At 44.4% G+C, this 18,083-nt stretch carries 18 protein-coding genes; 10 read left to right on the top strand and 8 right to left on the bottom strand.

Annotated features, from left to right (window positions below):
- Positions 1–8: 8 nt before the first annotated feature.
- Positions 9–626, bottom strand: coding sequence for a LysE family translocator (locus G517_RS0104185; protein ID WP_028303372.1), 618 nt, complete (start codon positions 624–626; stop codon positions 9–11).
- A 435-nt stretch (positions 627–1,061) separates the two neighbouring features.
- Between G517_RS0104185 and mqo the strand changes: the two genes are divergently transcribed.
- A complete protein-coding gene (gene mqo, locus G517_RS0104190) occupies positions 1,062–2,591 on the top strand; it encodes a malate dehydrogenase (quinone) (RefSeq protein ID WP_281167497.1) in 1,530 nt (509 codons plus the stop codon).
- 128 nt (positions 2,592–2,719) lie between these two features.
- Here mqo and G517_RS0104195 read toward each other — a convergent pair whose 3' ends face one another.
- A complete protein-coding gene (locus G517_RS0104195; protein ID WP_028303374.1) occupies positions 2,720–3,406 on the bottom strand; it encodes a haloacid dehalogenase type II in 687 nt (228 codons plus the stop codon).
- A 126-nt stretch (positions 3,407–3,532) separates the two neighbouring features.
- Here G517_RS0104195 and G517_RS0104200 point away from each other — a divergent pair, with 126 nt between their 5' ends.
- From G517_RS0104200 to arfB, 3 genes are all read left to right on the top strand, one after another.
- Entirely contained in the window at positions 3,533–3,763 is a 231-nt protein-coding gene (locus G517_RS0104200) for a DUF3820 family protein (RefSeq protein WP_036590337.1), read from the top strand.
- Positions 3,764–3,849: 86 nt separating this feature from the next.
- Positions 3,850–6,123, top strand: coding sequence for a methyl-accepting chemotaxis protein (locus G517_RS17670; protein ID WP_051206016.1), 2,274 nt, complete (start codon positions 3,850–3,852; stop codon positions 6,121–6,123).
- 135 nt (positions 6,124–6,258) lie between these two features.
- Complete coding sequence (gene arfB, locus G517_RS0104210) at positions 6,259–6,672, top strand: alternative ribosome rescue aminoacyl-tRNA hydrolase ArfB (protein WP_028303376.1); 414 nt, start codon at positions 6,259–6,261, stop codon at positions 6,670–6,672.
- 106 nt (positions 6,673–6,778) lie between these two features.
- Here arfB and G517_RS0104215 read toward each other — a convergent pair whose 3' ends face one another.
- Positions 6,779–7,831, bottom strand: coding sequence for an adenosine deaminase (locus tag G517_RS0104215; RefSeq protein ID WP_051206019.1), 1,053 nt, complete (start codon positions 7,829–7,831; stop codon positions 6,779–6,781).
- A 295-nt stretch (positions 7,832–8,126) separates the two neighbouring features.
- Here G517_RS0104215 and G517_RS0104220 point away from each other — a divergent pair, with 295 nt between their 5' ends.
- Complete coding sequence (locus G517_RS0104220) at positions 8,127–9,293, top strand: p-hydroxyphenylacetate 3-hydroxylase oxygenase component (RefSeq protein WP_028303378.1); 1,167 nt, start codon at positions 8,127–8,129, stop codon at positions 9,291–9,293.
- Between the two features lie 38 nt (positions 9,294–9,331).
- Positions 9,332–10,255 (top strand): p-hydroxyphenylacetate 3-hydroxylase reductase component, encoded by a 924-nt coding sequence (locus G517_RS0104225; RefSeq protein WP_211224234.1) that lies wholly within the window; start codon positions 9,332–9,334, stop codon positions 10,253–10,255.
- Positions 10,256–10,397: 142 nt separating this feature from the next.
- Here G517_RS0104225 and G517_RS0104230 read toward each other — a convergent pair whose 3' ends face one another.
- The 5 genes from G517_RS0104230 to G517_RS0104250 form a co-directional block, all read right to left on the bottom strand.
- Complete coding sequence (locus G517_RS0104230; protein WP_028303380.1) at positions 10,398–10,850, bottom strand: DUF302 domain-containing protein; 453 nt, start codon at positions 10,848–10,850, stop codon at positions 10,398–10,400.
- A 178-nt stretch (positions 10,851–11,028) separates the two neighbouring features.
- Positions 11,029–12,108 carry a cysteine protease StiP domain-containing protein gene (locus G517_RS0104235; RefSeq protein WP_028303381.1) on the bottom strand — a complete coding sequence of 360 codons (1,080 nt, stop codon included), beginning with the start codon at positions 12,106–12,108 and terminating at the stop codon, positions 11,029–11,031.
- Positions 12,109–12,939, bottom strand: a complete 831-nt coding sequence (locus G517_RS0104240) for an HAD hydrolase family protein (RefSeq protein WP_028303382.1) — start codon at positions 12,937–12,939, stop codon at positions 12,109–12,111.
- Between the two features lie 9 nt (positions 12,940–12,948).
- A complete protein-coding gene (locus G517_RS0104245) occupies positions 12,949–14,160 on the bottom strand; it encodes a phosphoribosyltransferase domain-containing protein (RefSeq protein ID WP_028303383.1) in 1,212 nt (403 codons plus the stop codon).
- Positions 14,157–14,525, bottom strand: a complete 369-nt coding sequence (locus G517_RS0104250) for a transposase (RefSeq protein ID WP_028303384.1) — start codon at positions 14,523–14,525, stop codon at positions 14,157–14,159. Before G517_RS0104250 ends, G517_RS0104245 begins: the two co-directional genes overlap by 4 nt.
- 352 nt (positions 14,526–14,877) lie before the next feature.
- On the opposite strand from G517_RS0104250, the gene G517_RS0104255 reads away from it, so the two are divergent.
- From G517_RS0104255 to G517_RS0104270, 4 genes are read left to right on the top strand one after another with little or no spacing between them, the layout of a single operon-like run.
- A complete protein-coding gene (locus G517_RS0104255; protein ID WP_028303385.1) occupies positions 14,878–16,017 on the top strand; it encodes a TerD family protein in 1,140 nt (379 codons plus the stop codon).
- Positions 16,017–16,475 carry a tellurite resistance TerB family protein gene (locus tag G517_RS0104260; protein WP_028303386.1) on the top strand — a complete coding sequence of 153 codons (459 nt, stop codon included), beginning with the start codon at positions 16,017–16,019 and terminating at the stop codon, positions 16,473–16,475. Before G517_RS0104255 ends, G517_RS0104260 begins: the two co-directional genes overlap by 1 nt.
- Positions 16,475–17,467 (top strand): TerC/Alx family metal homeostasis membrane protein, encoded by a 993-nt coding sequence (locus G517_RS0104265; RefSeq protein ID WP_028303387.1) that lies wholly within the window; start codon positions 16,475–16,477, stop codon positions 17,465–17,467. The genes G517_RS0104260 and G517_RS0104265 overlap by 1 nt, the downstream gene beginning before the upstream one ends.
- A gap of 29 nt (positions 17,468–17,496) precedes the next feature.
- Positions 17,497–18,069: a TerD family protein gene (locus G517_RS0104270; RefSeq protein WP_028303388.1), complete on the top strand. Its 573-nt coding sequence runs from the start codon at positions 17,497–17,499 to the stop codon at positions 18,067–18,069.
- The last annotated feature ends 14 nt before the right edge of the window (positions 18,070–18,083 follow it).

Raw genomic sequence — 18,083 nt, forward strand, 5'->3', positions numbered from 1 at the left:
ACTAAAGATCACCCCTTCAATGCTAAATAAGCTCCTGCGCTCATCATGATACCGCCTGCGCCTTTATTGAGGCGTGTTACGGATTGCTCTGAGCGTAGTGCATTGCTGGCCCAAGCGGCGAAGCTGGCGATAAGCATAAGGCCTGCCAGTAGGGCGATAAAGGTCAGTGCCGAGGCGAGCAAAATATCTTGAGACGTTAATACGGTCAGATCCATAAAGGTTGGTAAAAAAGCGATATAGAATAAAATAACTTTAGGGTTTGAGGCTGAGATTAAAAAGCCTTGAATAAGACCTGCAATAACGCCCTGATCAACCCCTGCGTTACCCTGTTCGCTTACGTTAGGTTTACTGGTAAACATCTTATAACCTAGATAAAGCAAGTAGGCGGCTCCCAGATAGCGAATAGCCGTAAATAATCCGCCCCAGTGTTCAGCTACAGCCGCAAGACCTAAACAAGCCAGCACCAGATAGACAATGTCACTGGCAATCATGCCGACAGCAAGAGGTAAGCAGCGGCGAGCACCAAACATCATTCCTTTCGCTAAAATTGCAAAAACACCTGGGCCAGGTGTAATACCAAAAATAAATATGGCGAGGAAAAATGTCACTGCGCTTTCAATCGACATAACAAGTTCCTTAACAAAGGTCTAATACAAAGGCCTATAATTGATAAAATCAGGGCTAAATCAGCCCGTAAATATTAATCGATTTTGTTCTAGGATTCCTCCGATGTTATTGACGAAATGAGACAAAAAATAGTTCGCTCAGAAACCAGTTGGGTAAAAGAGAGTCATCTATTAAATACAAGTACTTAAAGCTACGACTTTAGAGGTAATATTCGGCTAATTGATAACAAATTAACCAATTTTACCCCAAGACATTTTGTATAGAATCCGTATAATTCTGCGCCATCCGCAGGGTAATTTAGACAAAATGTCTCATTGTTCATCTGATCCTAGAGATGACCTTGTTTACCCTAGATTATAACTAAAAAGGGATATCCAGAGACTCTGCCTGACTGAACAATTAGCCAGACAGGGGAGCCAAAAGCTAATTTTCTGGTGTCGGTTCAATCCCAACAATCTGACGAATGGCAAAGCTCTATGACCGCAAAAACTGCAGATGTGTTGCTAGTAGGGGCTGGTGCGATGAGCACGACCCTGGGGATGCTGTTGAAGCAGCTAGATCCCTCCATTAACTTGATTATGGTCGAACGACTTGACCACGTAGCTCGCGAAAGTACCGATGGTTGGAATAACGCCGGTACGGGACATGCTGCTTACTGTGAGCTGAACTACACGCCTCAGCAAGCCGATGGTAGCGTGAACACCAACAAGGCTTTTGCAATCAATTCGGCCTTTGAGGTCAGCTTGCAATTTTGGTCCTATCTGGTTGAACAGAAGGCCATGCCTTCCCCTGATAAGTTTATCAATCCCGCTCCCCATTGCAGCTTTGTTTGGGGAGAGAAAAATGTACAATTCTTACGCACTCGTCACAAAACACTCCAGCAGTCACAAGCCTTTACCGATATGGAATACTCTGAAGATCACGATGTGATTCGTCAGTGGATGCCCCTTGTTATGCAAAACCGTGATGCCTCTGAGCCTGTTGCCGCGACCCGTGTTCGCTATGGTTCTGATGTTGATTTTGGCTCGGTTGCTCGTAATATGGTGAAACACCTTGAAGCCCAAGACGGCTTTGAGTTGTTGCTAAGTCACAATGTTCAAGACTTAGATAAAACCGATGATGGCCGCTGGAAAGTGAGTTTAAAAGATAAAAATGGCAGCCATGTGACAATTGATGCTGGCTTTGTCTTTTTAGGCGCTGGCGGCGGCGCGTTACCATTGTTGCAAAAATCAGGCGTTAAAGAAGGTAAGGGTTACGGCGGCTTCCCTGTTAGCGGCATGTGGTTGGTTTGTAAAAAGCCAGAAATCGTAGATCAGCATTTGGCTAAAGTTTACGGTATGGCCCCAATTGGTGCGCCACCGATGTCTGTGCCACACCTTGATACCCGTATTATTAATGGCGAGAAAGCGCTGTTGTTTGGCCCTTTTGCTGGCTTTACTACGAAGTTTCTGAAAGAAGGCTCTCTGTTCGATCTACCTAGCAGTATCCGTCCAAACAACCTACTGCCCATGATGTCGGTTGGTATGAAAAACATGGATCTGACTAAGTATCTGATCAGTGAAGTACGTCAGTCCCACAGTGCTCGCTGCGACTCTTTGCGTAACTTCTTCCCAGAAGCTCAAGATAATGAGTGGGAATTAGCGATGGCAGGCCAGCGTGTTCAGATCATCAAGAAAGATGAAAAGGGCAAAGGCAAGTTGGAGTTTGGTACTGAAGCGATTACTACGGAAGATGGTTCACTGGCCGCTCTCCTAGGCGCTTCTCCGGGGGCATCAACCTCAGTAAATACCATGATTGGTATTATTGAGAAATGCTTTAAAGACCGCCTGGCGTCTGATGGTTGGCAGGAAAAAATCAAAGAGATGGTTCCATCCTACGGTCACAACCTAACGGAAGAAGCCGATATGCTAAAAGAGATTCGCCAGCGTACATTGAGTACTCTGAAGCTGGATCAACAAGCATAGATTGATTGCTTCGAAAGGCATACAGTTTATAGCCATATGTAACGAAGAACGGCAGTCTACCTAACCTAGGCTGCCGTTTTTTATTAGCTCATGTTTTTATAGCTCAAACGTTTTAACGGTTAAGGTTGTTATATAAGATGGCTGTCAACGCTGCTAACCAGCTCGGTTAGATTACTGATAACCACGGTAGGCTCTTCGCCCCAAGGGTCAAAAATTGCCTCATCTGAGCGTTTGACCCAAGCTGTTTTCATACCGTGGTTGAGCGCGCCTAGTACATCAAAGGGATTACTGGAGATTAGCCAAGCATTATCAGCCTTAGTTTCTGCGGTATTCAGTAGATACTGATAAACATCTGGATTGGGTTTAAAGGTTTGTAGGCTTTCAACGCTAATAACCCCTGTAAAATAATCGAGAATGCCGGCATGTTGTAATAAACCTTCTACTGCGCTGGCGCTACCGTTTGAAAAAGCATAGCAAGTAATGCCTGCCTCTTTAGCTGCCTTAAGACCGGCTAATGCATCGGGAAAAGCGGGTAAGGTTTTATAAACGGCCATTAATTCTTGGCGGGTTGATTCTTCTAGCGGTTGTTTTAAGGCCAAACATGCGTAATCAAGGGCGTTACGTGTGCAAACGGAGAAGTCGACATAATCGCGCATTAAGCCTCGACGAAAAGAATATTCCAGTTGTTTTTCACGCCATTGTTTAGAGAATGCTGGTGCAGCATCACCCATTACTTGAGCCAGTGCTGCCAATACCCCTTGAGTGTCGATTAGAGTGCCGTAGACATCAAAAGCCAGTACGGTGTTTTTTTTCATATGTGTTCCTTAAGCGAATATTGGTTAACAAATATTGGTTAACAACAGCCTAGCATGATCTGCATGTGACAATAGACCGCCTATGTTGACGTTCTATCCTTATTTTACGGTGATTAGAGAATTTTAATGCTTCCTGAACTTAATTTTGATCAAAATGACCTTGTTACATTGGCCCGTATGCCGATGCCATTTGGTAAATATAAGGGGCGATTATTAGCTGATCTGCCAGAACCTTATCTACTGTGGTTTAGCAAGCAGGGTTTCCCCAAAGGCGAGTTAGGCAAACTATTAGCGCTAATGCTTGAGCTACAAATTCATGGCTTAGAAACCCTACTAGACCCTCTGAAAAGATCGTGATTTATTTATAAAGTAAAATTGCGTAACGTGGCATGCCTCTATAATATTAAGCTTTATTTATTTAGCTGGTATGCAAGTGAGGCTCTATGCTGAATCGTTTACGGATCAGAACACGTTTGATCTTAGGCTTTGTCCTTTTCATTCTTCTGGTGTGCGGTATTGTTATTCCGCTGTTATTGGTTGATATGAAGGCGATTATTCAGGAGGCAGAACAGCGGGAGCTGGTGAGCCTTTTTAATCAGCTACAGGATAAAGTACACGAGGAAGAACGGTTAGCCTCTGCTCTGGCTTCTTATGCTGCTCAGCAGCCAGACGTACAGGCCGCCTTGGCTGGCGATGACCGTAATCGTCTTGAGTTGAGCACTTTGCCTGCTTTTCAATATTTGAAGCAGCATTTTGGCCTGCGCCAGTTTCAGTTTCATCAACCCCCTGCAACCTCTTATTTTCGTGTGCATAAGCTAGAGAAGTTTGGCGATGACCTATCTCGCTTTCGCGATACTGTGGTGATGGCTAACCGTGAGCAAAAAGTGATTAGCGGGATTGAAAATGGTGTTGCAGGTTTAGGTATTAGAGGTGTATCTCCAGTACAGGTGAACGGCCAACACTGGGGAACTGTTGAGTTCGGTTTTTCCCTTGGTCAGTTTTTCTTTGATCAAGCGAAGGTGAATAGTGGTGCGGATTACGTGGTATCGCGATTACAGGGAAACCAGTTGAAAACCTATGCTTCGACCCTGGGTAATACCGTACTGCTTTCTGAAAGCGACTTACGGCGCGTGTTATCGGGAGAGGCCGTTTTTGATCAACTCGTTGATGGCAAACGTGATTTAGCGGTTTATGGTACGGTTTTAAAGGATTTCTCTGGTGAGCCTACAGCGGTTGTTCAAGTTGTTATGAATCGTGATAGCTATTTAGTGATGCTTGACCGTTCGGTGCGGGACTCAATTTTAGTGGCATCACTGTTTATTGTTATTGGTTTAGTGCTAGCGGTTTCCATTACTCGTAGTATTACTAAGCCGCTTAAGGCGATGAGGGTTACCGTTGATAATATTTCAGAGGGCGATGGTGATTTAACCCACAAACTCGCTATCGAAGGCAAGCATGAACTGTCTGAAATTGCTGAGTCGATTAACCACTTTATCGATAATATTGAGTCCTTGGTAAAATCCCTAATGAAGTCTGTGGCTAGCGTTTCTAGTTCAGGTTCTGAGTTGTTCGATATCACGGAGCGCTCTATTGAATTGACGCGTAAGCAGCAGGAAAACACTGGAGAAGTGGCGGCGGCTGTTAATGAGATGACGGCAACGGCACAAGAAGTCGCCCACCATGCGGCTAACACTTCAACCTTTACTCAAGAGGCCAGTTCTCGCTCCCAGGAAAGTTACTCAACGGTACAAGAAAGCATTCGCACGATTCATGAGATGGCAGAAAATGTGGGCTCTACGGTTGACATGATTACTCGTGTTAATCAGCAGACCTCTGAGATTCATACGATTTTGGATGTTATTCACGGTATTGCAGAGCAAACGAATTTATTGGCGCTTAATGCCGCTATTGAAGCGGCCAGAGCCGGAGAGCAAGGGCGTGGTTTTGCGGTGGTTGCTGATGAGGTGCGCTCTTTAGCTGGGCGTACTCAAGAGGCTACTGGGCAGATCAATAATATGATCGGTGATCTACTGGCTGTGACTCAAGAAACAACCGATGTGATTAATCACAGTCAAGAGCATGTTCATGAGCTCGTCGACGTTGCTAACGCCTCTGGTGAGGCGCTACAGGCTATTGCGGAGGGTATGCAGCAGATTAACGATACGGTGTATCAGATTGCTAGCGCCGCTGAAGAGCAAAGCCAAGTTTCTGATGATATTAATCGCAGCGTAGTAAGCATTGCTGATGGCGCAGATGAAACGGCTCGTGGTGCGGGGCGTATTATGGTGGGTTCTTCCTCAATGGGAACTGAGTTGACCAGCTTGATGACCATCGTGCGGCGATTTAGAGTGAGTAAAGACCCTGCCACAGAATTGGCTGTGGCCAGAAGCGCACACCAAGCGTGGAAGATGCGTCTGCGCACCTTCCTTGATGGCAGTGGCAGTATTTCTATGCAGCAAGCAGTATCAGCCCATGATTGTGATTTTGGCCACTGGTATTATGGAGAAGGACATGACTTCTGTAGTCAAGAGCTTGATTTAAAAGCGATTGAGCGTCCCCATGAAGAGATGCATGAGTTAATCAAACAGATCGTAAAAGCGAAAGATGCAGGGGATCAGGTAAAGGCAGAGGCGCTTTATCGTAAGGTTTGCGAGTTATCAGAAATGATTGTTGCGGGCATGGATGCGGTGATTGATCGTTATAAACATCAGCACTAGCCGCTTTTGATCGTCATCTTTTTAGCGCACTTATAAAAATTGTCATATAAATTATAGGTGCGCTTTTTATTATACCCATTGACTTATGGGCAATTGGGCGTAACGTACGCATCCCGATACTGTAGGAGTACCAAGGTGTTACCAATCTTAAATGCTGTTTCTATCCCTGATGATGAGATAGAGCTGCACGCCATTCGTGCCCAAGGTGCTGGTGGTCAAAATGTTAATAAAGTCTCTTCTGCTATTCACCTTCGTTTTGATATTCCGGCGTCTAGTTTGCCAGCGTTTTACAAAGAACGCTTACTGGGTATAAAAGACAGTCGAATCAGTAAAGAGGGCGTTTTGGTGATTAAAGCGCAGCAGTTTCGGACTCAAGAAAAGAATCGAGAAAATGCTCTAGAGCGGCTAAAAGAGCTGATTTTGCAGGCCACTCGTATCGAAAAGAGTCGTAGGCCGACTAAACCGAGCCGTAACTCACAACGAAAACGAATGGATAAAAAGAATCAGCGTGGGCAGATTAAATCCCTACGAGGTAGGGTGGAATCATGATTAACCTTCATATGTCGCAACGGATTAAGACCGCAGATCAAAAAGCATTAAAAAGGCTACCGAATTCACTGCAGGGACAGTTAATCCGGTAGCCTTTTTTTATGGATTAAGAAAATTGACTGACGACCTTGTCCAGCTCTGCTAATAACTCTACTTTCCGCTCTTCCTCTGCCCAGCTGCCGGTAATGCTATTACGTACCAGCGTGATGATCTGCTCGGCATTTAAACCGACAGCCTGCTGCAGTTGAATCAGGTTCTCGTCCATATAGCCACCAAAATAGGCCGGATCATCAGAATTGATCGTAGCCTTCAGACCTGCCGTTAACATAGCTGGAATAGGGTGCTGGCCGAGGTCTTTTACCACCTGTAGTTTCAAGTTTGATAGCGGGCAAACGGTGAGTACCATTTGACTATCTGCCAGACGTTTGACAAGTGCAGGATCTTCAAGAGAGCGATTACCGTGGTCAATCCGGTCAACCTGTAACAGATCCAGAGCCTGCCAAACATAGTCTGGTGGCCCTTCTTCACCGGCGTGGGCGGTGATTTTTAGATCCAGTTCTCGACAGGCGGCAAAGACGCGTTCAAATTTCTCCGGCGGATGGCCTTGCTCTGAAGAGTCTAAGCCTACCGCATAGATCTCATCCAGATAAGGCTTTGCCTGTTCCAGTGTCTCAAACGCGCTCTCTTCAGACAGGTGACGCAAAAACGACATAATCAGGCGGTAACTCATACCTTGCTGGCTACGAGCTTCTTTTAGTGCCTGTAAAATACCCGTGATCTGAGTCGCAAAGTCGATGCCGCGCTCAAGATGCCCCTGTGGGTCCCAAAAAATCTCAACATGACGTACGTTTTGACGGTGAACCTTATCAAGGTATGCACGGGTTAGATCGTAATAATCCTGCTGTGTTTGCAGTACATTCATGCCCTGATAATAGAGATCCAGAAATTCCTGTAGATTATTAAATTGATAGGCTTCTTTTAAGGCTTCAACCGAATCATAACTTAGGGTGATGTTGTTGCGCTGGGCTAGTTTAAACATCAACTCCGGCTCAAAAGAGCCTTCAATGTGTAGATGTAACTCAGCCTTTGGCAGCGCTTTTATTAAGGGGATTAAGTGTTTTGTTGTTATTGATGTATATGTTGATGCAGCGATAGTCATGGGAATCTCCAGTACAGATGTCGACTATTTTATACGATTGTTGCGGTGATTGTCGGTGGATAGCAAAACATCTTTACCGTTTTAGCAAAGGGCCTCGTATAGCATTTTTGATTTATCGCTCTTGGTTATCGTTTTGCTTAAGATCAGAGAAAAAGAAAAGTGCCATTTTTAGCGAGAAAATGTCATGTTTGCCCGAAGATGTTGTGTCCATAATAAGCCTAATAAAGCAAAAGGGGCTTAGCCCTAGGCTGAAATGCTGATTGATATAACAACAATTAACAATGGGTACAGTCCTATGACACAGAATAATCCTATGCTTGATAAGCTCCAGGAAATCCTTCCAGCGATCCGTGCCAATGCTACCAAAACCGAAGAGCTACGCAGAATTCCTCAAGAAAATATCGACATGCTGCATGCCATCGGTTTGAACCGAGCATTTCTACCGAAAGCTTACGGCGGCCTAGAAATATCCCTGCCAGAATTCACCCATTGCATTGCGGCACTGGCTGGAGCCTGCTGTTCAACAGCTTGGTCCTACAGTTTGCTATGTACCCATAATCATCAAATGGCGATGTTCAGCAAAGAAGCACAAGAAGAGTTTTGGGGCGAAAATCCAGATGCGGTTGCCTCCTCTTCCATCGCACCTTTTGGTCAATACGAAGAAACCGATGGCGGCATCATCTTTACCGGTGATATGAAGTGGAGCTCCGGTGTCGATCATGCAGATTGGATTATTGTTGGCCTAAACCGCATGGTTAATGATGAGAAATGTTATAGCTTTGCGGTGATTCCTCGCAGCGAGTTCACTATTATTGATGATTGGTATTCCGTTGCAATGCAAGGCTCTGGTACTAAAACAGCACACATTGACGGTGTATTTGTGCCTGAACACCGTATTCAAGTGGCCAAAGATATGATGGAAGGCCGTCATAAGGGACGTGACCTTTACCCTGATAGTAAGATTTATCACTCGCCTTATCGCCCATACTTTGCATCAGGCTTTGCCGCTATGAGTTTAGGTGTGGCTGAGCGCATGATAGAGGTTTACAAAGACCTTACAAAGAACCGTGTACGTGCTTACACCGGTGCTAAGGTCGATGGTTCTGTGCCGCCGATACTGCGTATTGCTGAGTCTTATCAGCAAGTGTGTGCCGCCCGAGCCTTCCTTGAAAAAACATGGGATGAACATAAAGAGTACGGCGAACGCCACGAATACCCTGACCGGTATACTCTTGCCCATTGGCGTACGAATCAAGCCTACGCGATCAAAATGTGTGTTGAAGCAGTAAATCGTCTTTGGGCCGTCATGGGGGCTTCTAACTGGTATGTAGACCGTGAAGGTCAGCGGCTATGGCGTGAGTCTAATATGACCGCAGCCCATGCTTACACCGACTATGATGTTTGCGCACAAATTATTGGTCGTGAGCTACTGGGTTTAGAACCTGACCCAAGTTTGCTGTAACGCGTCAGACGCCATTATTTCAATTTAGGATACCGACCATGACTTCATCCTTTGATCCTCGTGACTTTCGTCGCGCACTTGGTAATTTTGCCACGGGTGTGACGGTTATAACCGCCTGTACCCCTGATGGCGTACAAACTGGTGTTACGGCTAACAGCTTTAACTCGGTCTCTATTGAACCTGCTCTGGTACTGTGGAGCATCATGAAAACCTCCGGCAGTGTTGAGGTGTTTGATAATGCCAGCCATTTTGCCATTAACGTGTTAGCCGCTGACCAAATCCCGCTATCGAATCATTTTGCCCGCCCGTCTGATGATAAATTTTCTGGGATAAATTACGAAAAAGGCATTGGTGGTGCGCCTTTACTACAAGATTGCTCTGCTCGTTTTCAGTGTGAGAACTACCAGAAAGTAGATGGTGGTGATCACTGGATTTTGATCGGAAAAGTAGTTGCTTATGATGATATTGGTCGCGCACCTTTGCTTTATCATGGCGGTGCTTATTCTGCGGTGATTCCCCACGCAGGGGCTAAACCAAAAGAATCTGAAGCGACTGATGCAGGCAAGGCTAAGAATGAAAAACGCTTAGCTGATAATCTCTACTATCAGATGATTCAGGCCGTAAAACGTTACCAAGCCAGCTATCAACCGATGCAGATGTCCACTGGTTTGCGCACGATTGAAGCTCGGATGTTGCTAACCTTGAATGATTTTGGAACGCTTTCTTCCAGTGAACTGGAGCAGCGTATAGGTATGCCAGATAATGATTTGCATGCTGCGGTAGAGATCCTTTGTCGCAAGGAATGGCTGACGGAAAATGAAGAGCAACTTACGCTGACTTCAGCTGGAATTGAGCAGGCAGAAACACTATGGAATGTCGCTCACGAGCGGCAACAAGAGGTCTTTGGGTCATTTTCTGAAGAGGAACTGACTATTTTTCGTAAGGTGCTGGACGCCGTTTAATTCTCTAACACCTGATTTGCCCAGCCTTAGGCTGGGCTTTTTTTTGCTTCTATTTTCGTCGCGTATGATAGCTATAATCAGATTCTTATCCAGATTAAAATGCGCTAAATTAGTCTCGATATTTGTTGCCAATATCGACTTATTATTTAGAAACAGCCGCTGCGCTTAGGTTGCTTAGGACGTTTGAAATCTTATTGATAACTTTGGCGCAGCCCTGAATATCATGTCGTTTTTGAATATATTCAGGATTGTTGTAAGACAACCAAACTCTTTGCTCAGAATCCTCGTGAATAAGAACTTTCTGTGGCAAATCAATCGCCGCAGATTGTGCGCATTGCATTAAAGGTGTTCCGACCAAAGGATTGCCAAAAATAATGACCTCTGTTGCCCTGAGCTTTAGGTTTACCGTGGCGGCATTTTTCTGATGATCAATTCTAGCAAATAGGGTTAAGCCCTTGCTCTTGATGATATTCTCAAACCTGTCGGCTGTTTCTTTAGCAGAATATTTACTTTCAAGTGTGATTAAGCTGCTTTCAGCATTCGCATAGGAAGACGCTATCAGGGTGAGGAATACAAAAGAAATAATTCTAATCATAAGTTTACCTGTTGGGTTTTTGTTAGGTGTTTTTTTGGGGTGCTGCGGAGCCGTTGCTATGAGTCTATGCTCAGATATATGCCAAACATTTCATTATGAATAGTGACATATTTTTCGGACACCAGCTCTAAGTGGAACACGACTGGATTGAATCGTTCACTAAAATATAAAGCCTTTTCTATTTTAAAATTGTTATCGCTTTGAAAGGCCCCATGCCGCCGGTTAGGCCGATCTGTATGGGAATGCCCTTTTCCTTGGCGGTCTGCTCAATATAGGTCGTGTCTGTTTGATTACGCGCTTTAAGGATAATTAACCGTGGTGTTCTTCGGTGAGTTGCTCGGGTGGCCTCTGCGATACCCGGTTTTATCTTATGGGGTGATTCTAAATCAAAATCAGACAGGCACTGGTTAATGATATCTGCAACAGGTCGAGTGGTTTTTCCATCGCGAATAACATTGTTGGCAATTGTTGCAGGAGGCGTAAAGGCACCTTCAACCGCGTCGAAGAACTCACCGCTTAAATCACACTCCAACAAGTTATTAAAAATAGCCGCTTTATGATAGCCCGTGTCAGCCCAAAGTGTTCTGCTAAACAATCCTGAAACAGGTGCTCCAATAAGGCCGAATGGTATTAACCAGTCTTCCTCTGTCGCTGATAATGTTGCGGTTCCTGCGGGATCAGAATCGACGATTAGCCGGTACTGAAAAGGCAAAGGTGACGATAATAATGCCTCTTTTAGCTCCTGAGAAATGCTGCCCTTCCCTGTCCAACCGTCGACAAAATAGGCATTTTCGACTTGATGATTGTTATCAATATACTCTAGTGCGGCGCTGTCGATTCCCTTTCCACGGATAATAGAAATACCATAATGATGAGTGGGAATAGTCGGATGGTAGCGGTCGAGATAGCGCTTTAAGAGTATGGCGAGTGGCACGCCAGCTCTAACAAGAGAGATAAGAATAATGTCTTGTTTATTAACCTGATAATCCTTAACAAGAATGGATACTAAATATTGAATATGCTGAGCCAGCCGCTCGGCTCCTTTGTTCTCATAAAGCGCATAGTTAAATGCTTTTAATAATGCCTCACTAGGCGGTGATTCTTTGACAAAAACCTCACTGTAATGACCGCCGCTTGCGACGAGCGCTTCTTTTTCCTCGACAGTGACAGGCTCATCCGTACAGGTCGAAAGCAGCAAGACAATATCGGAATGTTTAAAGCTGGGAGAGGTGAATGGGCGTTGGGATACAGTTGTCATCTATAAGTTTCCTGCAAGCTGTGATGATGTTGGCGCGACCAAAAAATCAGCCTTCATCATAAAGCCAAGGTCTGAGTGGGAGTCTCCAGCAGAGATTGTTAAGGTATTTTGCAAATCAAAAATCTTGAGTAGTGAATGTACACACTCTTGCTTTGAGATCTCTTTTAGATAAAAGGCGAGGTTATTCCCGTTTTGATGGATGAGAAACGGACTGTGATCAAGACTGCCGTGCAGTGATTCAATCAATTCAACACTTTTTGCTCGGTAATCGTCAAAAGCATCATCAATATGCCCCGACAGTTTGGACAAATCCTTCTTAACAACAAGCTCGTTCATTAGGCCGTCAGGGGCAAGATTATATTTAACTCGATCGCCGTATTGATTGGCTGAATCAATGGCGGTTAATTGGTCAAATAGTGTGTTGATATCAGGTTGGTGAGTTGTACGGGTATCATGGGCATGGGTATTCCATCGTTGTACGAATGTTTGATAAATGTCATGGGCGGCGGGGTCAACGTCGCCTCCTAGAGAGGCATGTCCACCAAAATGAGAGATCAACAGAGTGAACTCTTTTTCATTTAATACTTTTAGTGCGCTGTCGAACGTGCGCCCTGTAATAGGTATAAAAACACTGTTACGGGAAAGCAGCTTGAATAGCTTTTCCATTGCCGGAGTACTCACAGTATCCCGTTCAGGGAGGCTGTTTTGGGCGATTAAAACGGGGTTGGTTTTACCGGCCAAAGAGGCTTTTCGTCGCGTTGTTACTAAGGTGTCATCTAGATCGGATAACGTCAAAATATCAGTCGATATCCGTTTAGCTGAATCGGTCATAACGGTTCCTTAAGCAGTCGCCTGTAAGTCAAACTCACTAGCAATAAAATTGGCTTTAATATCGTTAAGCATGACGCAAGAGAGGTTGTCGACTAGGGCATCGGTATAAAAGAGCACATGATCCCAGTCCTCAATGTCATAGTTGTAGAGGTAATTAGCGCCGTGGTTGAGGTAGATGTCTGAAAAGACGAGTCTAGAGGTGACGCCGTAGTTTTTGAAGTAACCTTTATCGTTACCACACATGGCGGGAGAGCGGGTGGTACTGCAGAAATAAGCCTCTGCGCCTCGATTTTCTGCCTCTTGGGCAACGCGCAATGGTTTGGACATAAACTCCCCTGTGCCGACAATTAAAACTTTTTGCTTGGGTTTTAAGGCGTTGAGAAAAGAGGTGACGGCTATAGGGTGTTGCTCTAAGGCGTCAGAAGAGTCGATCCAATTTCTAGGTGACTGTATCGAGGCCATTCGAGAGGCGCAGTGATCGCTGTTTTCGATAAAGCTAGGTAGGTCGAATGAGTTGCCATTAGGCGACCATTGATAGTGACCTTTGATGAGTGAAAGAAAGTTAACCTCGATGTCGCTTGGTTCTATATTATTCGATCCCGTGCCACTTGATAGATTGATATTTAGATCGCCACGGCTCCAATCGGTTAGTGAGAGAACAAAGATGCGGCGCACGCCTTGAAAGCGTGTTTTTAGCAGAACTTGAGCCAAATTGCTCATAGTACGACCTGTGGTCAGCTCATCATCAACGAGAATCAGATCTTTAACTAATGCAAGATGATTGCCTATTCGTGCATTACTGGGTTCGCATAGACAATGTTCTGTCGCATGGCTGTGAGGTTCGGAAAAGTTACTAATGAGCTTTGAATTTAAAGGGTGCCGAGTTGAGGTAGCAAAGAAGCCCATGCCAAACCGGTTTTCACAGGATTGATAAATACCGGTGCCAAGGGCCACCGCTGTTTCGGCCATACCAATAACGGCATAATTTTCAATATCGGGAGGTAATAGTCCTGCGAGTTGCTCGAATGCTTGATTCATTTCCGACACTTTTGCAGGGTAATGCTTGCCAAGTACGGTGCTGATAAAAAGAAAACTTCTTTTAGGGTTGTACCGTTCCGCAATACGAAAGAGTTCTTGGTTTTCTACAGCAGGGTGCTTTTTTTCAATGGTTACATCCAGTAGCCCTGTTTGTAAGGGGTAGGAAAGCGTATTCCTTTTCACGATATAAAGTCCTCAAATGGTAGTCTTTCGCCTACCGACACGGCTTTGTAGCCTCTGCCCCAGACTGAATCGTTGTGCATGGTTATCGATTTTAATTTTCTGCTTGAAGTTGCTTTCAATACATTAATGGCTTTAGAAAGAACAAATTCACCCTGACTCTTAATGATCAATTCTGCACCTCGACTGTCTACATAAGGGCTTTTGATCTCTAAATTGATTTTTTGACCGGTACGGGACAAGGTTTTTTGCAGTGCATCGTAGATGAACTCTTTCGTCATAAGATCCGACATTAATATGGAGTGACTGAACGTGTTACTGAAAGGCAAAACAACCTGATATTGTAAAAATAACGTAACCTTAGACATAAGGTTTTAGGCTCCAAATAGTAGGCTCCAATGCGGAAAAATCATGTAATTTCATGCATGATAACGTCAATATATTACATATTGCAATGTCATAGGAACACGGGCACTATTGATGCTATAGCTGATTATTAATAGGTAATTGAAGGTGTGACTGAACGTTTTTCGAAGGTTGTACTCTGACTGTATAGGATCAATCCGAAGCGGTATTTGACGGTGGTTAATTTGAAGAAAAAACCGTCAATTTAATCAAAAATCATAGTCTAAGCTGGCTTGAATTTAATCTTAGTCGGCCTAATTAAAGAGTAATACATTGATGTCACATCGAAATGTGACGGCAACTCAGGGAGTCTAAATGGAGTTAACGGCAGGCGCTAATGCCCCTATAGATACAGATCGTTTCTCGCTAACGTTTAGCGAGCTGGGGTTAATGGATGTTTCTATCTTTATGCTGGACAGTAATGGGAAGGTTCTTGGTGATGAGGGGATGGTTTTTTATGGCCAACCAAAAACACCTGAAGGTTCGGTTTCAATCAACGGTCAGAAAATTGATTTTGATTTAAGCTGTATGCCGGCCTCTATTGAAAAAGTGGCTATTACCGGCACATTAGATTCTGGAAACTTTTCTCAGAAACCTCTGTTCAAACTTTTCAATGATCAGTACACCTTAAGCTTCTCCCCTGAAGGTCGCACAGAGGCTGCATTGATTTTTGCGGAGATCTATCGCCGTAATAATCAGTGGAAAATGCGCTGTGTTTCTCAGGGCTTTAATGGTGGGCTAAAACCTTTGGCAGAAAGTTTTGGCGTGCAAGTTGAGTCCCCGCCTGCTTCTGAGCCAGCTTCTAATAATACCCAGACCTCTACCAATATCCAGACCCCTAGCAAGCCTGAGGACGCTCCAGCCACTGATAAACGATTGAACTTGAGTAAGATAAACCTTACTAAACAATCACCAAAAATTAATCTTGATAAGGTTGCAGGGGCATTAGGTGATATCAAAGCAAATCTGAACTGGATAAAAGGCAAGACGGGTTTCTTTAGTAAGGGTATTGATCTTGACTTGGGTGCCTATGTTGAATTTGTTAATGGGGATAAAACCATCATACAAGCTCTCGGTAACAGGTTTAGAGAGGGCGACTATATACAACTACTTGGTGATGATCGGACGGGTACATCGACTGATGGTGAGTCGATTTTGGTGAATGGGCGTAAGCTTAACGATGTTAAGCGGATTATGTTTTATGCGTTCATCTATGAAGGCGTTTCTAGCTGGGATAAGGCGCAAGGTATTTTTACCCTGCACGTTCCAGGTATGCCCCCGATTGAAACCCACTTGACGGATGGCGTCGCAAATAAAAGCTTCTGTTGCGTGGCTGCACTGAATGTTAAAGCGGGTCGTGTAGAAGCTGAACGAATCAATGAATATTTTCAGGGCCATAAGGATTGCGATAGCGCATTCGGTTGGAATCTTGAATGGACAAAAGGAAGTAAGTAATGTCTTTTTTTAATAAAGTTAAGTCCGCTATATCCGGTGCTGCACAGAACGTAAGCACTGAGATTGCAAAACATAAAAACAAAACTTTTCTAGATGGAGCGATGGGGGTTTGTGCCTGGATTGCCGCCGCAGATGGTGATATTTCCTCGGAAGAAAAGCAAAAAACGATCGGTTTTGCGAGTCAATCTGAAGCGCTAAAGGTGTTTGATCAAAACCTAGTGATCGAACGCTTTACCTACTTTGCCGATAAATTTCAGTTTGATGCGTCTATCGGTAAAGGTGAGGCTCTTAAAGCGATCGAGCAAGCTGTGGCTAAAGATCCAAGCAGTGCGCGCCTATTGGTGCTTGTTGGTATTTCTATCGGTAAGTCAGATGGTGATTTTGATGCCGATGAAAAGAAAGTGCTCGTCGAACTCTGTTCTGCACTCAACCTTAATCCTTCGGAATTTGATATTTAATGTCTATTGATATTTTGGTATTCGTTGCCTTTGTTGTTGTGGCGCTTGCCATTGACCTTTATGCCCATAAAACGGATGCCGTTATTCCGTTGAAAAGTGCCGTACTTTGGTCGCTTTTCTGGATCGCGGTGGCGATGGGCTTTGCTGGTTATTTATACGCCGCCCACGGCTCAGAGACGAGCAGCTTGTTTATCTCGGGTTACGTTCTAGAGAAAACACTCTCCATTGATAACCTTTTTGTTATTGCAGCCATTATGTCTTGGTTTGCCGTGCCAGATCAGTACCGCCACCGGATTCTATACTGGGGGGTGATCGGAGCGGTTATTTTCCGTTTGATCTTTGTTCTTATCGGAACTTCTCTACTGGCATTTGGCCCTTGGGTAGAAATGCTGTTTGCTCTGGGTGTTGCTGCGTCAGCCGTTATGATGATTCGGGCTGGTGGTGACGATGATGAGATCCAAGATTACTCGGATCATCTTGCGTGCCGAATGACTCGAAAATGGTTCAAGGTATATCCAAAACTGAATGGTCATGACTTCTTCGTTAAGTCGACTAAGGTGGAAGGGGATCATGATCGAAGCAAAGCTTATTGGATGGCAACACCGCTATTTTTGTGTGTTGGCGTCGTTGAGCTTAGCGATGTGATGTTCGCATTTGACTCTGTACCTGCGGTCATTGCTGTGAGTCGTGAGCCGCTTATTATCTACTCTGCCATGATCTTTGCCATTCTGGGTCTGCGTACCCTTTATTTTGTACTCGAAGCGATGAAAGATGCTTTAGTACATCTTGAAAAAGCCGTTATTTTTCTGCTGTTTTTTATCGCAGCAAAACTAGCGCTTAACGCCAGTCTGCATATTTTTGGCGTAGGCTACAATATTGATCCAACGCACAGTTTGATTGTTGTGCTCGTGATTCTATCGTTAGGTGTTATTGCAAGCTTCCTCTTTCCTGAGAAAGAAGAAGATGAATCAAATAAACAGACGGATGTCTGAATCGAATAAATCATCAAAGGAGTTTTAAGATGGCTGTAAATCTATCAAAAGGCGGTAAAGTTGATTTAAGTAAAGAAGCCCCATCAATGAAGAATGTTACGGTAGGTCTCGGTTGGGATCCTCGTGTAACAGATGGTGCTGACTTTGACCTTGATGCTTCTATTTTTATGTTAAATGCTGAAGGTAAATGTCAATCCGATAAGGAATTTATCTACTACAACAATCTAAAATCAGCCTGTGGTTCTGTTGTTCATACCGGTGATAACCTGACCGGTGAAGGTGATGGCGATGATGAGTCGATTGAAATTGCTCTAGATAAAGTGCCGCAAGATGTTCAGAAAATTGTGTTTTTGGTAACTATTCATAACGCTGAAGCGTTAAAGCTTAACTTTGGACAAGTTGCTAACTCGTTCATTCGTTTGCTCGACAAAGATAGCGGCCAAGAAGTTGCTAAATATGAGCTTGGCGAAGACTTCTCTACCGAGACAGCTCTAATTTTTGGTGAGCTATACCGTCATAACGGTGTTTGGAAATTTGGCGCAGTGGGTCAAGGTTTCACGGGCGGTTTGGCTGCAGCATTACCGCAATATGGTCTTAACTGATCCGTGTATGGCCT

The organism is Oceanospirillum maris DSM 6286 (assembly GCF_000422865.1).
In the GTDB taxonomy this organism is placed as follows: Bacteria; Pseudomonadota; Gammaproteobacteria; order Pseudomonadales; family Halomonadaceae; genus Oceanospirillum; species Oceanospirillum maris.